We start from the raw sequence: 564 nt of genomic DNA on the forward strand, positions 1-564 counted from the left end.
GGGGTGGTGCGGTAGGGGCCGAGGCGCATCTCCCGCCCTTCCACCTCTGGGGCTTGCAGACTGAACGCCAGGGTTGAGGGCGAGAAACCCCTCGCCCCGCTTGCGGGGAGAGGGCCGCGTCTCCCCCTCGTCGGGGAGCGCGGCGAGGCGGCAGCCGAAGGTGAGGGGGCTCGAAAGTATAAGTCTCTTCCGGAATCGCCCCCTCACCGCCGCTGCGGCTTCGCCTCCGCTTCCCGCACGGACGACGAGGTCCGTTCGGGCCTCTCCCCGCAAGCGGGGCGAGGGGAACCCGCGCTCAAGTTTGAGAGGTGTAAACGCCCCCCAGCCGCGCCCGCCCGTCGTCCAGCACCCGGTTCACAGCGGCGTCCCAGGCAATCCGTGGCCGCCAGCCCGTCATGGCGCGCAAAAGCCCGGCATCGCCGGCCGCAACGGGGATCTCGGTCGGGCGCACCCGCTCGGGGGCGATCCGGATCTCGAACGGCACCCGCGCCCGAGCGCGCAGATCCTCGAGCACGCTGGCGATCGTGCGCGGCACACCGGAGCTGATGTTGAACACGCTGCCGT

1 pseudogene is annotated in these 564 nt (G+C 71.6%); it reads right to left on the minus strand.

The features are described 5' to 3' along the window. Nucleotides 1–295 precede the first annotated feature (295 nt). Nucleotides 296–564, minus strand: a pseudogene (locus MKK84_RS28335) (epimerase); the annotation flags it as partial.

The sequence above is a fragment of the Methylobacterium sp. E-065 genome (genome assembly GCF_022829605.1).
GTDB lineage: Bacteria > Pseudomonadota > Alphaproteobacteria > Rhizobiales > Beijerinckiaceae > Methylobacterium.